This is a genomic window from Pseudomonas sp. A1230 (assembly GCF_044218825.1).
Taxonomy (GTDB): Bacteria; Pseudomonadota; Gammaproteobacteria; order Pseudomonadales; family Pseudomonadaceae; genus Aquipseudomonas; species Aquipseudomonas iridis.
In genome coordinates this window covers 1,263,542-1,278,835 of the sequence record NZ_CP162582.1, presented here as the reverse complement: position 1 = coordinate 1,278,835, position 15,294 = coordinate 1,263,542, and the positions used below count along the sequence as shown (strand labels likewise).

At 61.2% G+C, this 15,294-nt stretch carries 14 protein-coding genes; 5 read left to right on the top strand and 9 right to left on the bottom strand.

The window, feature by feature from the left end; all coding sequences use genetic code 11:
* The first annotated feature begins 17 nt into the window (after window positions 1-17).
* Window positions 18-563 carry a hypothetical protein gene (locus AB4P97_RS06050; RefSeq protein ID WP_395602227.1) on the top strand — a complete coding sequence of 182 codons (546 nt, stop codon included), beginning with the start codon at window positions 18-20 and terminating at the stop codon, window positions 561-563.
* Window positions 564-689: 126 nt separating this feature from the next.
* Here the strand turns inward: AB4P97_RS06050 and AB4P97_RS06045 are convergent, their stop codons facing one another.
* Window positions 690-1,589, bottom strand: a complete 900-nt coding sequence (locus tag AB4P97_RS06045) for a LysR family transcriptional regulator (protein WP_042558730.1) — start codon at window positions 1,587-1,589, stop codon at window positions 690-692.
* 132 nt (window positions 1,590-1,721) lie between these two features.
* On the opposite strand from AB4P97_RS06045, the gene AB4P97_RS06040 reads away from it, so the two are divergent.
* Entirely contained in the window at window positions 1,722-2,738 is a 1,017-nt protein-coding gene (locus AB4P97_RS06040) for an alpha/beta hydrolase (RefSeq protein ID WP_395602226.1), read from the top strand.
* Between the two features lie 63 nt (window positions 2,739-2,801).
* On the top strand, window positions 2,802-4,229 hold the full coding sequence (locus tag AB4P97_RS06035; RefSeq protein ID WP_395602225.1) for a mechanosensitive ion channel domain-containing protein: 1,428 nt from the start codon (window positions 2,802-2,804) through the stop codon (window positions 4,227-4,229).
* Window positions 4,230-4,314: 85 nt separating this feature from the next.
* Here AB4P97_RS06035 and ycaC read toward each other — a convergent pair whose 3' ends face one another.
* The 6 genes from ycaC to AB4P97_RS06005 all read right to left on the bottom strand — a co-directional run bounded on the left by ycaC (window position 4,315) and on the right by AB4P97_RS06005 (window position 9,277).
* Window positions 4,315-4,938 (bottom strand): isochorismate family cysteine hydrolase YcaC, encoded by a 624-nt coding sequence (gene ycaC / locus AB4P97_RS06030; protein ID WP_042558727.1) that lies wholly within the window; start codon window positions 4,936-4,938, stop codon window positions 4,315-4,317.
* Between the two features lie 72 nt (window positions 4,939-5,010).
* Window positions 5,011-6,849 (bottom strand): amidohydrolase, encoded by a 1,839-nt coding sequence (locus tag AB4P97_RS06025; RefSeq protein WP_042558726.1) that lies wholly within the window; start codon window positions 6,847-6,849, stop codon window positions 5,011-5,013.
* Between the two features lie 31 nt (window positions 6,850-6,880).
* A complete protein-coding gene (locus AB4P97_RS06020) occupies window positions 6,881-7,507 on the bottom strand; it encodes an antibiotic biosynthesis monooxygenase (protein ID WP_042558725.1) in 627 nt (208 codons plus the stop codon).
* The gene (locus tag AB4P97_RS06015) at window positions 7,500-7,916 is read right to left on the bottom strand and encodes a DoxX family protein (protein WP_042558724.1); all 417 of its coding nucleotides are present in this window, start codon (window positions 7,914-7,916) and stop codon (window positions 7,500-7,502) included. Before AB4P97_RS06015 ends, AB4P97_RS06020 begins: the two co-directional genes overlap by 8 nt.
* Window positions 7,917-8,139: 223 nt before the next feature.
* On the bottom strand, window positions 8,140-9,063 hold the full coding sequence (locus AB4P97_RS06010; protein ID WP_042558723.1) for a LysR family transcriptional regulator: 924 nt from the start codon (window positions 9,061-9,063) through the stop codon (window positions 8,140-8,142).
* A gap of 55 nt (window positions 9,064-9,118) precedes the next feature.
* Entirely contained in the window at window positions 9,119-9,277 is a 159-nt protein-coding gene (locus tag AB4P97_RS06005) for a hypothetical protein (protein ID WP_155401111.1), read from the bottom strand.
* Between AB4P97_RS06005 and AB4P97_RS06000 the strand changes: the two genes are divergently transcribed.
* Both AB4P97_RS06000 and AB4P97_RS05995 read left to right on the top strand, forming a co-directional pair.
* On the top strand, window positions 9,276-9,707 hold the full coding sequence (locus AB4P97_RS06000; protein ID WP_042558722.1) for a helix-turn-helix domain-containing protein: 432 nt from the start codon (window positions 9,276-9,278) through the stop codon (window positions 9,705-9,707). The genes AB4P97_RS06005 and AB4P97_RS06000 overlap by 2 nt on opposite strands.
* Before the next feature lie 134 nt (window positions 9,708-9,841).
* On the top strand, window positions 9,842-12,766 hold the full coding sequence (locus AB4P97_RS05995; protein WP_395602224.1) for an ATP-binding protein: 2,925 nt from the start codon (window positions 9,842-9,844) through the stop codon (window positions 12,764-12,766).
* Here AB4P97_RS05995 and AB4P97_RS05990 read toward each other — a convergent pair.
* Both AB4P97_RS05990 and AB4P97_RS05985 read right to left on the bottom strand, forming a co-directional pair.
* Window positions 12,731-14,200: an ATP-binding protein gene (locus tag AB4P97_RS05990; protein WP_395602223.1), complete on the bottom strand. Its 1,470-nt coding sequence runs from the start codon at window positions 14,198-14,200 to the stop codon at window positions 12,731-12,733. The genes AB4P97_RS05995 and AB4P97_RS05990 overlap by 36 nt on opposite strands.
* A 90-nt stretch (window positions 14,201-14,290) precedes the next feature.
* A complete protein-coding gene (locus AB4P97_RS05985; RefSeq protein ID WP_042558719.1) occupies window positions 14,291-15,241 on the bottom strand; it encodes a GlxA family transcriptional regulator in 951 nt (316 codons plus the stop codon).
* Between the last annotated feature and the right edge of the window lie 53 nt (window positions 15,242-15,294).

Sequence of the window (15,294 nt, the reverse complement as noted above, 5' to 3'; positions counted from 1 at the left end):
ACAAGACGGAGAACGACATGCACATTAAAAAGCTCATGCTCGCAATGGCCATCGGCGCAGTTCTGTCGGCGTCTACCGTAATGATTCCAGACAGTCTGTCGGGAATTTCCAGTGTTCAGGCGAAGGACGGAGGGAGTGGCGGCGGTGGCGGAGGCCATGGAGGAAGCGGTGGCGGCGGAAGTGGCGGCGGCCATGGCGGTGGAGGCGGAAGTGGAGGCGGCGGCCATGGCGGGAGCGGTGGTGGCGGTGGCGGAAGTGGAGGTGGTAACGGTGGTGGACATGGCGGCAGTGGAGGCGGCGGCAATGGCGGTGGCAGTGGAGGCAGCGGCCATGGCGACGGCGGTGGTCACAGTGGCAGCGGTGGTCAGGGCGCCGGACACTCAGGCAGTTCCGCATCCTCCTCGGGACGCAGCGGCACCCACTCGGAGCCAGGCGACGATCACGGTGTACACCGTGCCGGCGAAGTCGGTGACGATCGCGGCTTGCATGCAGCGGGCGAACCCGGCGACGATCGCGGCGTGCATGTCGGCGGCGAACCAGGCGATGACAAACGCACTAACTGAACCATTCTGAAAACACCGCAATCCCTGTAGGAGCTGCCGCAGGCTGCGATCTTTTGATCTGGTCTTTAAAAACAAGATCAAAAGATCGCAGCCTGCGGCAGCTCCTACAGTTGATTTGCATACTGCTTAAAGGGCGACGCTGCTCTGATTCAACCGTTCACGCAGAAACTCGACCAGCGCCTGCACCGGGCGTGAGGCCTGACGATGTTGCGGATACACCGCCGACAAAGTCAGCGGCTCTGGCCGCAGATCATCCAGCACCGGCACCAATCGTCCCTCCTCCAACGCCGCGCCAACAATAAACGTCGGCAGATAGGTAATCCCCATCCCCTGCACCGCCGCATCCCTGAGCAATTCACCGTTGTTGACGCGCATGCGCCCGGTGACATTCACCAGCAGCGGTTTGCCCTGCCCCGCGTTGAACCGCCACTGCACTGAACGCCCATGGCCATACGGCAAACAGTCATGCCCGAGCAGATCTTCCGGTTTGAGCGGCGTGCCGCGTTCGGCCAGGTACGCAGGGCTGGCGCAGTACACCCGCTCGATGCTGGCGATGCGCCGAGCGATCAGCGTCGAGTCTTCCAGCACACCGATGCGCAGCGCCAGGTCGTAACCTTCGCCGAGCAGATCCACGGGGCGGTCGCTCAAATCCACTTCCACCGTGACCTCGCGGTAGCGCTGTAAAAACACCGGCAGCAGACAACCCAGGTGCGCCACGGCAAACGACAGCGGCGCGCTCAGACGGATCGTGCCGCGAGGCTCGGCAGTCTGGCCGGCGATGCCTTGTTCGACCTGTTCGACTTCGCCGAGCAGGCGCAGCGCCGATTCGTAATAGCTCTGGCCCAGCGGCGTAACGTCGAGGCGCCGGGTCGAGCGATTGAGCAAGCGCACGCCGAGGCGTTCTTCGAGCTGCATCAGTCGGCGGCTGACAAACTGCTTGGACAGGCCCAATTGATCGGCCGCTGCGGTGAAGCTGCCGGAGTCCATGACCTGGCAAAAAATACGCATGTCTTCGAACGGGTTCATTGTCACTCTCTGGTGGACAGTTAAACGCTTTATAGCCGCTTTTTCACTTCACGGCACCCTATTAATCTGTGTTCACGGTGTTGAAACCAACCCACAAACCAACCGCGAACACAGTTGAAAAAGGAATTGAACATGATCATTAAAAAGACCCTGACCGCCACCCTCCTCGCCCTGTCCATCGGCAACGCTTTCGCCGCCGAGACCAGCGGTGTCGAGCACAACACCCAAGCCTTCCTCGACGCCCTCGCCGCGGGTGGTGGCAAACCGCTGGAGCAACTCAGTCCGAAGGACGCCCGTGCAGTGCTGACCGGCGCTCAGGCTTCGGTGAAAGTTGATTTGTCCGGTGTTGAAGTCAGCGACAAGGCGATCAAGGTCGACGGCCAGACCATCAACCTGAAAGTGGTGCGTCCGGCCAAGGTCAAAGGTGAACTGCCGGTGTTCATGTTCTTCCACGGCGGCGGCTGGGTGCTGGGCGATTACCCGACTCACCAACGCCTGATCCGTGATCTGGTGGTGGGTTCTGGCGCGGTAGCGGTGTACGTCGATTACACGCCGTCGCCAGAAGCTCAGTACCCGACCGCGATCAACCAGGCTTACGCCGCAACAAAATGGGTGGCCGAGCACGGCAAGGACATCAACGTCGACGGCAAGCGTCTGGCAGTGGCCGGCAACAGCGTCGGCGGCAACATGGCGGCGGTCGTCGCGCTGATGGCTAAAGAACAGAAAACCCCGGCCCTGCGCTTTCAATTGTTGATGTGGCCGGTGACCAACGCGCAATTCGACGACGGCTCGTACCAGCAATTTGCCGAGGGCCACTTCCTCACCAAAGGCATGATGCAGTGGTTCTGGGACAACTACACCACGAACCCGGCCGAGCGCGCGCATATCCATGCCTCGCCGCTCAACGCCAGCGCCGAACAGCTCAAAGGCCTGCCTGCCGCACTGGTGCAGACCGCCGAGTTCGACGTGCTGCGTGACGAAGGCGAAGGTTATGCGCGGCACCTCGACGCGGCCGGCGTGCCGGTGACCTCGGTGCGCTACAACGGGATGATTCATGACTTTGGTCTGCTCAATCCGCTGAGTCAGATTCCGGAAGTGAAAGCGGCCGTGCGTCAGGCAGCGGCTGAGCTCAAGACGCATCTGAACTGAGTCCAGACCCTCGCCACACCTCTGGGTGTGGCGAGTTTTTTTGTGCCCATGGGAGTGCACTTCATGAGTTTTTTCTTCGCCCACCTGTTGTCCTGGAGTGCCCTGCTGCTGGTGGCTGACGCGGTGTTGTGGCACTTCACGCCATTTACCCACCGTGCGCCACGGGTCGGGGTGCGGCTGGCGCTGTTTCTGGCGTTTAGCGCGCTGGTCATCAATGCCGGTGTCAGCCCTTTGCAGGCGCCGGTATTCGTCGATGACCGGGTGGCGCAGCTCGGTGCGACGGCGTTGGGCATTCTCTGGTGGCTGTACGCGGCGCGAGTGCTGACGGAGGTGATCGGCCTGGTGCTGATGCGCCGCATCGGTCACAGCGGTCGCCTGTTGCAGGACGTGATCGGTGCGCTGGTGTTTCTGGTCGCGACTGTCGCGGCGGCCGGTTACGTGCTGGAGCTGCCGGTCAAAGGCTTGCTCGCAACGTCCGGCGTGGTCGCCATCGTCGTCGGTCTGGCGCTGCAAAGCACCTTGGCTGATGTGTTCAGCGGGATCGTGCTCAACACCACAAAACCCTATCAAGTCGACGACTTCGTGGTGATCGATGGCGTCGAAGGCAAAGTGCTCGACATCGACTGGCGCGCCACCCACTTGCTGACCAGTGCCGGCACCATGGCCGTGGTGCCGAATTCGGTGGCGGCCAAGGCCAAGATCGTCAACCTCAGTCGCCCGGACAACATGCATGGCGTGTCGATCAGCATCAAAGTGCCCAACCACATCCGCCCGCGCCGCGTACTCGATGCCCTCGACCGCACGCTGCAAGGCAGCAGCAGCCTGCTGTTGTCGCCCGCGCCGAAAGTGGTGTTGAAAGAGGCCGGTGAGGAAATGTCCGAATACGTGGCCAGCGGTTTTATCGCCGAGCTGGGCAAGAAAAGCGAAGTGCGCAATCAACTGTTCGACCTTGCTCATCGGCATCTTGAGGCTGCCGGGATTTCCCGACACCCGGACGGCGTGATCGAGCCGACGACCCGCGCCCGCGCATTGCTCGATGAAGTGAAGATCTTCCGTTCGCTGAGTCCTGATGAACGCGACCGACTGGCAGCATCGATGGTCGCGCAGCAGTACAGCGCCGGCCAAGTCGTGCTGGGTCTGAATGAAGTGCCGGACAGTCTGTTTGTGATTGCTACCGGCGTGGTCAGCGCGACAGTGCCCGATGGCGATCGGCAAACCGAGGCCGGACGTATGGGGCCGAGCGAAGTGATGGGTGAGCAAAGCATTCTGGCGGACACGCCGTCGCAGGCGACGTTTACGGCGCTGACGTCTTCGATTATCTACCGTCTCGACAAGACCCTCACGCGCGAATGCATGGAGCAGCGCACTGAGGTCGGTCGTGCGTTGAACAAGTTGCAGGCGGTGCGGCAGCAGAACAGTCGCCTCGCGTTGATGGCTGAACCGGTGGCGGTGAGGAAAGGTGGGTTTTTGGGGTGGTTGCAGAAGCGGTGAAAGCAAAAGATCGCAGCCTGCGGCAGCTCCTGCATTGGACTGCGTTCCCCCTGTAGGAGCTGCCGCAGGCTGCGATCCTTTGATCTTACTTAGCGGTGAACTTGGTATAGCTGTTGATCAGGTTGCGATAGTTCGGCAGGCGATTCGACAGCAGATTCGCCAGACCTTCCATGTCGTTGCGCCAGTCACCCTGCAACTCGCACGCTACGGAGAACCAGTTCATCAGTTGCGCACCGGCCGCCGACATTCGCGCCCAAGCCGCTTGCTGCACGGTGGTGTTGAAGGTGCCGGAAGAGTCAGTCACCACGAACACTTCAAAACCTTCAGCAATCGCCGACAGCGTCGGGAATGCCACGCACACGTCAGTCACCACACCGGCAATGATCAATTGCTTGCGACCCGTTGCCTTGATCGCCTTGACGAAGTCTTCGTTGTCCCAGGCATTGATCTGGCCTGGACGCTGAATGAACGGCGCGTCCGGGAATTGCTCCAGCAGTTCCGGCACGATCGGGCCGTTGGGACCGGCGTCGAAACTGGTGGTGAGGATGGTCGGCAGTTTGAAGAACTTGGCGATGTCGCCCAGCGCCAGCACGTTGTTCTTGAACTCGTTCGGCGAGAAATCCTGCACCAACGAGATCAGGCCGGTCTGATGATCGACCAACAACACAACCGCATCGTCTTTGTTCAAACGTGTGTAAGGAACGCTCATGGGGAAACTCCTTGCTGGACCGATGGATGTTGCGTGAAGCGCCGACCGCGTGGCCGACGCATTTAAAAGAGATCAGAAGGCGAAACAGGAACAACCGAACGCGCCCCAGAACCCGGCAAAGTCACTGACCGGCGCATTCGACAAACGCGCTTTTTCATGGCTGTGCGAGTGCACGCCACATGGGCCGCTGCACTGGTGCACTTGCGCCTGCAACGGCGAATTCGGCCGCCAGTGGCCAGGGACTTTGACCACGGGCGACCAGTCCGGCAGCACCGGCACGCTGGCCGGCCCGAGGTCCTGGAAGTCGCCGGCGGCGTAGACAATCTTGCCGCCGACCACGGTCAGTACCGATTCGATCCACTTGATCGCTTCTTCCTCGACATGGAAGAAGTCCGCGCTCAGCGCCGCCAGATCCGCCAGTTGCCCGACCTTGATCTGGCCCTTCTTGCCCTGCTCCGAGGAGAACCAGGAGCTGCCGTGGGTGAACAATTCCAGCGCGGTGGTGCGTGGCAAACCTTCTTCGTAAAGTGCCAGCCCACCGACGGTGCGACCGCTGACCATCCAGTACAGCGAGGTCCACGGGTTGTAGCTGGAAACGCGCGTGGCATCGGTACCGGCGCCGACCGGCACACCTTCAGCGAGCATGCGCTTGATCGGAGGAGTCGCCTCGGCGGCTTGCTTGCCGTAACGGTCGACAAAGTATTCGCCCTGGAACGCCATGCGATCCTGAATCGCGATGCCGCCGCCCAGCGCTTTTACCCGTTCGATGTTCTGCGGGGTGATGGTTTCCGCATGGTCGAAGAACCACGGCAAACCGTTGAACGGAATGTCACGGTTGACCTTCTCGAACACGTCGAGCATGCGGCTGATCGATTCGTTATAAGTGGCGTGCAAACGGAATGGCCAACGCTGTTCGACGAGGTGGCGCACCACTGGCTCCAATTCCTGCTCCATGGTCTGTGGCAGGTCCGGGCGCGGCTCAAGGAAGTCTTCGAAATCCGCCGCCGAGAACACCAGCATTTCGCCGGCGCCGTTGTGCCGCAGGAAGTCGTCGCCCTGATGCAATTTCACGCTGCCGGTCCAGTTCTGGAAATCGGTCAGTTCTTCTTTCGGTTTTTGGGTGAACAGGTTGTAGGCGATACGCACGGTCAACTGATCATCCTTGGCCAGTTGTTCGATCACCTGATAATCGTCGGGGTAGTTCTGGAAACCGCCGCCGGCATCGATCGCACTGGTCAGGCCGAGGCGATTGAGTTCGCGCATGAACTGGCGGGTCGAATTGACCTGATATTCCAGCGGCAGCTTCGGCCCCTTGGCCAGCGTCGAGTAAAGGATCATCGCGTTGGGCCGTGCGACCAGCATGCCAGTCGGATTGCCGTTGGCATCGCGGACGATCTCACCGCCCGGCGGGTTCGGCGTGTCGCGGGTGTAGCCGGCCACGCGCAATGCGGCGCGGTTGAGCAGCGCGCGGTCGTACAAATGCAGAATGAACACCGGGGTGTCCGGCGCGGCCTGGTTGATTTCGTCGAGGGTCGGCATGCGTTTTTCGGCGAACTGGAATTCGTTCCAGCCCCCCACCACGCGCACCCATTGCGGGGTCGGTGTGCGGTCGGCTTGCTCCTTGAGCATGCGCAACGCATCGGCCAGCGATGGGACGCCTTCCCAGCGCAGTTCGAGGTTGTAGTTCAAACCGCCACGGATCAGGTGCAAGTGCGAGTCGTTGAGGCCGGGAATGACGCAGCGGCCGTGCAGATCGACGACTTGCGTGCCCGGACCGCGCAGGGCCATGGCCTGGGTGTCGTTGCCGACGACCACGAAGCGGCCGTCCTTGATCGCCACCGCGCTGGCCAGCGGTTTAGTGCGGTCTACGGTATGAAATTGGCCATTGAACAGAATCAGATCGGCGCTCATCGCAGTTCCTTCGACAAAAAGTGAATGGGCTTCAGCGTGACGGGTGTTCTGTGGGATCGACGTGGGCATGGGCCTGACCGGCTTCCAGCCAGGGCGCGAACAAACGGGTCACGCGGGGCATGAATACGTACACCACCGACAGCACGATGGTCAGGGTGATCAGGAACGTGGCGACCACGTAGTTGGCAAGTAAGGGATGCAGCTTGAGCAGCGGCCCCCAGATCAGTGGCACCAGCAAAGTGTGCGGCAGAATCACCAACAGCGTGATCACCGCCTGCTTCCAGCGCGGCGGCGGCGAGGCGGCATCGGCCAGCGGGGCGAACCAGAATTCGTTGATCGGGGCGACTTCGGTCTGGTCGCCATCGGCCAGCATTGGTGTGGCTTCGTCGATCAGCGCCTGGCGCTGTGGCGACTCCAGCCACAGCTGCATTGCCTGGGTCGAAGAGAACCGCAAAACGCAGGTATACGCGTCGAGTCCCGCAAGCTTGCCGCGCACAACGTCCACGCCCAGGTGCCCTTGCCGCTGCCCCGCCACACGAACGATATTGCGCAGCCAGGCTTCATAGGGCTGTTCAAACCCGGCCTTGACCCGGTGCTTGACGATCAGCGTGACGGTCTCACCGGACCCCGGTGCTGTTGAACTCAGGACTTCAGGCATGACGCAGCACTCCGGGCAGACGCGTATTGAGCGCCAGCCGTCCGGGGCCGGCGATGAATACAGTGGCAAAGAGGATTAACAGCAGCCAGCCGAACTGCCCTTCGGCCACAGTCCATTGCGGATGCACGAGCAGTAACGCCACCAGCAGCACAAATAGAATAGGCAAGCAGGCCAATCGCGCCAGCACCCCGGCGACGACCAGTAGTGGACAGAGGACTTCGGCGAAGATTGCCAGGATCAGGGTAAGGTGGGATCCAAGGTGGAAAGGGTCTTCGATCAGCTGCAGTTGCGCGGTGAAGTCGAGCAGCTTGGGCATGCCGTGCACGCAAAGCAGAAACAACCCGCCGCTGACCCGCAGGAACAGCAAACCGACGTCGCCCGACCGTTCATCGCATTGTGAAGCGTTCATGACCCGACCCTTGAAATGTCATTGGCCTGAATGATGCCGATGCCGGGCACGAGGAAATTGGATGGGTGTGCTCACTTAGTCGTTCGAGCCAAATCTCAAGTGCACTAAAGATCTCTGTGGGAGCGAGCCTGCTCGCGAAAGCGGTGCGTCAGTCGGTCAATATGCCGCTTGGCACACCGCTTTCGTGAGCAGGCTCGCTCCCACAGTTCTCACGGTCGTTTCGTCAGACCGGGGGGATATCCAGCGCTGCCGACATGAACTGGCTGATCTGCGCTCTGAGCCATCTCTCGGCCGGATCATTGTCATGCACACCGCTCCAGGCCATCGACAATTGCGCGGCATCAATCGGGAACGGCGGGTCTTCGGCGCGCAGGCCACATCCTTCAACCAGCGCACACGCGGCGTAATCCGGCACGGTGGCGATCATTTCGGTGCCGGCGAGCAAGGCGCGCAAGCCACTGAACTGCGGCACGCCAAGAACTACGCGGCGCGAGCGGCCAAGCTTGGCCAGGTCGAGGTCGATGTTGCCGCTCAAGTCGCCCGAGAACGACACCATTGCGTGCGGACGCTCGCAGTATTCGTCGAGTGTCAGCGGCCCCGGGCGATCATCGCCGCGCAGGACTTTGCAGGGAATGTCGCGCAGTTTCTTGCGTTTGGCATTGGCAGGCAGATCCGTGGTGTAGCTGACGCCGACGGAGATTTCCCCGGAGGCCAGCAATGCCGGCATCAGCAAGTAGTTGGCACGGCGCACCACCACGACAATGCCCGGCGCCTCTTGCTGCAAATGGCGCAACAGCGTTGGAAACAGACCGAACTCGGCATCGTCCGACAGGCCGATACGAAACACATCGCAACTGCTCGCCGGTTCAAACTCCTTGGCGCGACTGACGGCCCCGGAAATGACGTCCATCGCCGGTTGCAACTCCTTGAGGATCGCCAGGGCGCGGGCGGTCGGTTCCATGCCGCGACCGTTGCGCAGCAGCAACGGATCATCGAACAGGTCACGCAGACGCCCGAGCGCTGCACTCACCGCCGGTTGGCCCATGAACAGTTTCTCGGCGACGCGGGTCAGGTTCTTTTCGAACATCAGCGCTTCGAAAATCACCAACAGGTTCATGTCGACGCGACGCAGATCATTACGGTTCATCGGCTCGGTTTCCTTCTATGGCCAGCCACACGCACGTGCTACGCACTTTAGCCGATCAATGACGCTGTAAACGCCGTGCCAGCGCGAAATTAACAACGATTAACTCGTCAGCCACAGCACCGCATTCAACAATGAATGCCTCTGCGCAGCGTTGTTTTTTTGATTGAGGGAGAGCGCTGACCGTGCCTTCCCCACCGACACGGATATTGGCCATGGCTCAATTACACCCCACCGTCGCCCTCGCCCCTGCCTGCGAACCGCGCAAAAGCGGGATCGGCGGACTCAGCCCGCAACGCGAACGACGCGTCAAACAACTCATCCTCGAACGCCTCGGTGAAAGCCTGGAAGTCACCGAACTGGCCCACGCCTGTTCACTGTCACGCAGCCACTTCTCCCGGGCATTCAAGTGCAGCACCGGGCTCTCGCCGCAAGACTGGATCCGCACCCAACGCATCGCTCGCGCCAAACTGCTGATCCAGCACACCGACCTGAGCCTGACGCAAATCAGCCTGGAATGCGGTTTCTGCGATCAGGCGCATTTCTGCCACATGTTCACCCGCAGCGAAGGCATCAACCCGTTCGCCTGGCGCTGCCAGATCATGGGTGAACCCAAAAGACAACGCTCACCCTGCGCCGTGTTTTGACCGTTGCTCCTGCGTCACCCGTTGCACTGATCGCAAAACCTGAGGATTATGCCCGGACACCTCAGAATAGACGGCCTGCGCTTGCGCCCAGCGCTGTTTCGCTCTGTCCGCCGCAGCATCCCAGGAGTGAGCTGTTGAGTCTTCCCCCGAATCAGGCCCTCGGTTTCGGTCCCTATCGGATTCATCCCGGGCAACGGCTGGTGCTTGAGGGCGATCAGCCGTTGCGACTGGGTCGGCGAGCGATGGACATTCTCCTGACTCTGCTGGGCCACGCCGGCGAGGTGGTGAGCAAGCAGCAATTGATGGCCGCAGTCTGGCCGGACAGCGTCGTCGAAGACATCAACCTACGGGTGCACATGGCAGCGCTGCGCAAGGCTTTGGGCGACGGTCAGGCTGGCCAGCGCTATATCGTCACCGTGGCGCAACGTGGTTACAGTTTTGTTGCGCCGATCCTGCACGAGACTATCGAACAGCGACCGGCGGGCGATGCCGACAGTCGGCACAATCTGCCCCTGCGGCGCACGCGGATGATTGGCCGTCAGCCGCTGGTCGACCGGTTGATGACGCAGCTGCCACGCCGGCGCTGCATTACCCTGGTCGGCCCCGGCGGCATCGGTAAAACCACTGTGGCTTTGCGCGTGGCTGAACAGTTGATCGGGCATTACCGCGACGGCATTCGACTGGTGGATCTGGCGCCGCTCAACGACCCACAACTGATTTGCTCGCACTTGGCGGCCCTGCTCGAGCTGTCGCTGCTCGACGGCGATCCGCTGGCGTGTCTGGTCAATGGTTTGCGCCAGCGCCAGATGCTGCTGGTACTCGACAACTGCGAGCACCTGATCGACGCCGTTGCAGCGCTCAGTGAAAGCATTCTGCGCGGCGCGGCGCAGGTGCATATTCTTGCCACCAGTCGCGAAAGCCTGCGAGCGGAAGGCGAATTTGTGCAACGTCTGGAAACCCTCGACTACCCACCGTTGCCTGTCGAACTGGACCGGGCCCAGGCGCTGGGTTTTTCCGCGTTGCAGCTGTTTGTCGAACGGGCGACCGAGGCGCAGGAAAGCTTTGAATTGAGCGATGCCCAGTTGCCGCAAGCCATCGAGATTTGCCACCGACTGGACGGTATTCCACTGGCGCTGGAACTGGCGGCGGCACAAGTCGCCGAACTGGGGCTGGACGGCTTGCTGACGCACTTGCAGGGCCGTTTGCCACCCTTGACGGCGGGTGACCAGAGTAGCGCCGAGCGCCACCTGACGTTGCGTGCCACGCTGGACTGGAGTTTCAACCTGCTCGATCGCTGCGAGCAAACCTGCTTGCGTCGACTCGGTGTGTTTCGCGGCGGGTTTACTCTGGAGTCGGCGGCGGCCGTCATCGTCGGGCAGCAGATCGACCCCGCTGCGGTGTTCGCCTCGATCACGCAATTGGTGGCCAAATCCTTGCTCAGTGTCGAGGTGGGTGATGAAGAGGTGTTCTATCGCCTGCTCGATACGACACGCCGCTATGCCCTGGAAAAACTCGATGTCGCGGCTGAACTCGATGAGACTCGTCAGCGCCACGCCGAACGCTGCCTGGCCCTGATGCATCAGGCGCAATCGCACTGGCAAAACACCCCCACGGCGTTGTGGATCGAGCGCTATGCCCGAGGTCTGGAGGATTTGCGCGCAGCGCTGGAGTGGAGCCTGAACAGAGCCGGGCCGGATAATCTGGCCATTGAGCTGACCGCAGCCTCGGCGCCGTTGTGGCAAGAATTGTCGCTACTCAAGGAGTACGGCGATTACGTGCGGCGGGCGTTGCGCCTGCTGGATGAAATTGGCGCCCCCTGCCCGCATCTGAAAATCGCCCTGAAACTGGCCTTGGGCAGTGCCTGTTATCACACCTGGGGCGCCACCCCGGAGACTATCGGCGCTTTTGTCGACGCCCGCCAACTGGCCCACACACACGCTGATATCTCCGGCCAACTGCGCGCGATATCCGGGCATCTGGCGGTCGACCTCAGTTGTGGGCGCTACCGGATGGCGCTGGAGCAGAGCGAACAATTCGACCGCCTAGGCCCGCAGGGCGACCCGTTGCTGTCGCTCAGCACGCACCGCTTGCGGGTGCTGGCCCTGCATTACGCCGGCGACCAGCCACAGGCGCGCATTCATGCCGAGCAAGTGCTCGAACGCATGGCGCACAGCGGCCACCTCAACCGCTTTACCCACGGTTTTGGCGTGCAATACGACCAGAGTGTTGCCTCACTGACCGTGCTCGCCCGGGTGCTGTGGCTGCAAGGATTTCCCGAGCAAGCGTGGCGCACGGCGCGACAGGCATTGGACATTGCCGTGCAGATCAATCACGGCACCTCGATTTGCTACACCCTGGCACTGGCCAGTTGCCTGATCGCCCATTACAACGGTGACAAGCAGAACGCCCGGGTACTGTTGCATCTTTTGCTTGAGCAATCGCAGAAGCATTCGGTGCTGTTGTTTTATCGCTGGGCGCTGCACTACGCACAGGTGATCGACGCTGAAACGACTATGCCGGTGCCGACGGATGGCAGCGGGCTGGTGCGGGAAATCATGGTGACGCTGGATGAGCGATTTGTTGATGATGATTTGCTGACACGGGCGCTGGCCGGTGATGCGGGTTGGAGTACGGCGGAGATCTTGCGGGCTCGGGCGAATGCGTTAATGGTTGATGACTCAGGGCGTCCGAGCGGACGGCTTCGCGAGCAGGCTCGCTCCCACAATGGTTTCGTGTTAAACGCAAATTCTGCGTACCCCCCAAATCCCTGTGGGAGCGAGCCTGCTCGCGAAGAGGCCAGCTCAGTCACCGCAAATGTTCAGGAGGCAGAAGCCATCCTGCATCAAGCCCTGTCCATCGCCCGCACCCAAGGTGCCCTGGCCTGGGAATTGCGCAGCGCCACCTCGCTCGCCCAGCTCTGGCAACGTCAATCCCGTCATCGCGAAGCGCTGGATCTGCTGACGCCGATCTATCAACGTTTCACCGAAGGCTATGCCACGCCGGACCTGCGGAAAGTGCGCCAGTTACTCGACGAATTGCGCGATCCCGTACTCGCCTGACGCATGACGCACACGACTGATAAAGCGTGCATGTCGACGCTCCAGTTCAATGCCTTCACCACTGCGCTCAAGTTGCTCGCGGGCATAACGCCGGGTGGTATTGAGCATCCGGTATCTACCCGCGCCAGCGTCCTGCTCCACCGCCAACAATGACGTATGCACCAACCGTTCGATGATCGCCGCCAGCTGCGACGCAGCCAGCAGTGGGCAACTGATCACGCGCTGAGCGGCCTCTAAAGTGAAGACCCGTTTGAACACCGACAAGCGTTGCAGCACGCGCTGTTCCTGCTCGTTCAAGCGTTGATAACTCCAGTCGAGTGCGGCCTGCATGGATTGATGACGAGGCACTGCCGTGCGCCGGCCATGGTTGAGCAATTGCAGGCCGTTGGCCAACTGCGCGTGCAATCCGACCAACGCCAGTGCGCCGATCTGCGCAGCCGCCAGTTCGATCGCCAACGGCAGGCCATCGAGCTGACGACAGATCTCGCGTACGGTGGGCAGATCCTGTTCGCGCAAACTGAAATCATGCTGTCGAGCCCGGGCGCGGCTGACAAATAGCTGCACCGCCGGATAGCCCATGGCCTGCGCAACACAATCGACTGCCGAACTGTTAGGAAAAGTCAGCGGTAATAACGGTTGAACGGTTTCCAGACTGGCCTGCAAGACTTCACGACTGGTCGCGAGAATCGTCAGTTGCGGCGCGGCGTCCAGCAGCGTCTCGACCATTGCCTTGCAGACCTCGCGCCGGTGTTCGCAATTGTCCAGCACCAGCAATGCATGACGCACGCACAGCGTGGCGAAATCGCAATCGAGGGTGCGTAACAGGTGTTCCAGCAAGGGGATTTCGACATCGATCTGCGCCAGATCGACCAACCACACGCCATCACGAAAATGTTGCAGCAGTAACTCCGCCACGCGTAGCGCCACGGTGGTCTTGCCGACACCGGCAGGCCCGGTGACAGTCATCAGTCGACACAGCGGCAGACGCCGCAACATGCCGCCAACCAGAGCATCGCGGCCGGTGACCGGGGTCAGCCGCGCGGGCAAGTTGTGCTGCGGTGATTGCAGCCCTTCGAAGACTGCTTGCGGCACGCTGTCGTAATGCACCGGGGCGATAAAGCTGTACCCGCGCTGCGGCACAGTGACGATATAACGCTGACCATCCTGACCATCGCCCAACGCCCGCCGCAGTGCAGCAATGTGCACGCGTAAGTTGATCTCTTCGACCACCGATGTTGGCCAGATCCGAGCAATCAATTGCTCCTTGCTGACCACCTGCCCCGCCCGCTCGACCAGCAACTGAAGAATGTCCAGCGCGCGACCGCCCATGCGCAATTGCCGATCCCCGTCGAGGATCAGCCGCTGGCGCAAATGAAACGCGTAAGGGCCGAAACGCAGCACTGCCGCCGTGTTCACATCGTTGAAATTGTCCATGCCAACTATCTTGGCAGCCTCAGATGACGGCACAACCGCCACACAGGACGTCGCACGGACATCCGGGTGCCCTGGACGGACAGAACCGCTCTAGCTGAACTGTTCGCGGTACTGCGCAGGCGTCAGGCCGAGCTTTTCAGCGAATAGCGAACGCATGTGCCGCACGCTGCCGAAACCGCTTTTATAGGCCACGGTTTTCAGCGGCAGATCGCTGGTTTCGAGCAAATGACGTGCACAGTCGATGCGCGCACTTTGCAGAAACTCCATCGGCGTCATGTTGACGTCACGGGCGAACACCCTGGCGAAATGCCGCGCGCTCATGTTCGCCAGCCCCGCCATGCGCTCGACGGTAAACGCCTCGTCGAGGTGTTCCAGCACATAGTGCTGCACCCGGGTGACGGGGGTTTCCTGCGGAGCCACAGCAGCCATCAACGGGCTGAACTGGGCTTGACCGCCCTGGCGCTTCATCACCACCAGCAACACTTTGGCCACATCCTGAGCGATTTTCTTGCCATGATCCCGGGCGACCACGGCCAACGCCAGATCGATACCCGCAGTGACGCCGCCCGAGGTAATCAGATTGCGGTCTTCGACGTAAATCTGATCGGTCGTCACATTGGCTTTCGGGAATCCCTTGATCAGGCGTTCGGTATAGTTCCAGTGCGTGGTCACGCGATAACCGTCGAGCAATCCGGCATGGCCCAGCACGAAAGCGCCGGTGCAGATCGAGCCAAAACGCTCGGCCCGCTGCACGGCCCCGGGTAACCAGGCGAACAGCGTCGGGAATTTTTCGTTATAGGCCCCCGGGCCACCCGGCACCAGCAGCAAGTCATAGCGCTCGTCGCTTTCACCGATAAGCAGGTCAGCGTGCACGCAAACGCCATTGGAGGCGCGCAGCGGGCCGCGTTCTGTCCCAAGTGTAATCAGTTGATAGTGTGATTCTGCTTCCAGAAAACGATTGGCAACCGAAAACACTTCCATCGGGCCGGCCATATCGAGCAGCAGAAAGTCGGGGAACAACACCATTGCCACGGTTTTCATGGTTTTACATCACTGATCGAAAAAGAATAAACGCGAAAGTCAGGGTGAGCATT